The 1,754-nt window shown below is 37.6% G+C and carries 4 protein-coding genes; all 4 read right to left on the reverse strand.

Annotation, left to right across the window (positions count from 1 at the left end):
* Positions 1-45: 45 nt before the first annotated feature.
* Positions 46-267, reverse strand: coding sequence for a hypothetical protein (locus CEX98_RS22415; protein ID WP_099644144.1), 222 nt, complete (start codon positions 265-267; stop codon positions 46-48).
* Positions 268-424: 157 nt separating this feature from the next.
* Positions 425-613, reverse strand: a complete 189-nt coding sequence (locus CEX98_RS22420; RefSeq protein ID WP_099644145.1) for a hypothetical protein — start codon at positions 611-613, stop codon at positions 425-427.
* 192 nt (positions 614-805) lie between these two features.
* Positions 806-1,420, reverse strand: coding sequence for a hypothetical protein (locus CEX98_RS22425; protein ID WP_099644146.1), 615 nt, complete (start codon positions 1,418-1,420; stop codon positions 806-808).
* 132 nt (positions 1,421-1,552) lie between these two features.
* Positions 1,553-1,754: transposase domain-containing protein (locus CEX98_RS22430; RefSeq protein ID WP_143484401.1), on the reverse strand; the 202-nt coding region annotated here is incomplete at its 5' end.

A 1,754-nucleotide genomic window follows, 5' to 3' on the forward strand; every position in this document is an offset into this window, starting at 1 on the left:
TTTCGTTTGTTTCGCTTAGGTTGCTCACAAATAAGCCAACTATCTCTATCTAGTCCACTCTAAAAATGAAGGAGGCTTTCCTTTAAACAAAATAGTAACTGATACGTAGAAAAATAATAACGAAACCGCAATCCCTGCAAGGCTAATCATTTCAAAACCATCGATAATAATTCCAGCAACAGCAGCAACACATGCAATTGCCGAAGAAACAGCAATCATAAAAGCACCTAACCTCGGCAGCCAGTCCATTTTTTTATCTTCGTTCATTTAGTCTCCAAAATATCTAAAGGCTCTATTAAGTCCAGTTTTTATAAAAGAACTGTCACCTTCCCATAAGATGAGACATGCATTATTGGTGCTCCTTTTCTTGGGTGCATTTCTTCATTGAATGCTCTTGAGAATGCGCCAGTAATTCTTTGATTAATTAGCCAAGCATCTTTAGGACATCTCGTATATTGAAATACCAGCCTGACTTAACAATATTTACAACTGTATCCGGTAATTTGGATTTATTGCTATCAATATATGTCTGATACTCTTTAAATGCTTCAGAAAACAGCCCTTCACCAGAGCTGCCTAAGACTTTCTCTGTAAAAAACTCTAGTGCTTTCATTTTACAAACTAATTCTTTTCAGAATATGTAATATTAATAGCTTCAGGCTCCCATGTTGAACCAGCTCCGACTGAACTACCCCCTTCCCAAAAGGTTTACCAAAGCGAGGATGAGTTACTCATTTCAAAGGCTAATATTGGACAGACGTCAAAAACATAATCTTTTATATCCAATCACTTTCTTGCTTTTTAGTTACAAACATTCAAGCACAGGGAGTTTTTCGCCAAACTTTCTAAGCTCCCTGTATCGATTAATGTTAGTTCCTGTTCTTATAAGCTCAATTGTTCCAGCTAGTTCCGGCTGTTTTACCTGAAATTCAGTCAAAAGAGTCTTTACGTCACTATTTTTATAGTGTTCATCAATGATGAAGCCATATTCTGGGCCTGGCGACAGGTAGGTAGTTGACAAATCAAGATCATCCAATTCAATAATGCTCTTGCCAAGTTCTAAATACTCAGCAAGAGGCAAACATTGTAAAGTTCTAACAATTAACTGCTTAACTTGAGAATTAGCTTGGCTATCCAGAATATACCTTACGCCGTATTTAAAATGATAACTAGGGTTTAAATACAAACCCTTAAACACATCATTATTAAAAATATAATAATGACCAGAGTCGTGTACAACACTTTCTTTCTCTATCCACTCAGTAAGCTCAAATATTGCTTTCCTATACAACTCATTAGAATTGGCATCACAAGTAGCAGATAAACGACTGGTAATATGTTCCTTCGGGCCGTTGTCACAACCCGAAAGTAGAAATAATGATATGCCAGCAATTATATGTATTAAACATTTAGTTCCCACCTACATACCTCCTATAAACAGTATCTCCATTTGCTCCGGCCCAGCTATTGACGTAATTATTCCTCAAATGTGACCCAGACCAACCAACTCCCATTTCATTTGCTGCCATAACACTACTTCGTAAGAGTCTAGCTAACGACACCCAGCTTGTTTAATGTTCCAAGGTAACAGCGAGTCAAGATCATCAGGCTGCTCAACAAGGTGCTGTAAACAAGTAGAAATATAATCATGCACTACAAGGTCATTGGCCTTTGCGGTTTCAACAAGGCTATAAAGTATCGCACTGGTGTGTGCACCCCTACTGGTATTTGAGAACAACCAGTTTTTTCGCCCT

Source organism: Pseudoalteromonas piscicida (genome assembly GCF_002744175.1).
Lineage (GTDB): Bacteria > Pseudomonadota > Gammaproteobacteria > Enterobacterales > Alteromonadaceae > Pseudoalteromonas > Pseudoalteromonas piscicida_B.

Excerpts from the sequence above, each read along its gene's own strand:
- CEX98_RS22415 (WP_099644144.1), bottom strand. The coding sequence starts at position 267 with ATGAACGAAGATAAAAAAATGGACTGGCTGCCGAGGTTAGGTGCTTTT.
- CEX98_RS22420 (WP_099644145.1), bottom strand. The coding sequence starts at position 613 with ATGAAAGCACTAGAGTTTTTTACAGAGAAAGTCTTAGGCAGCTCTGGT.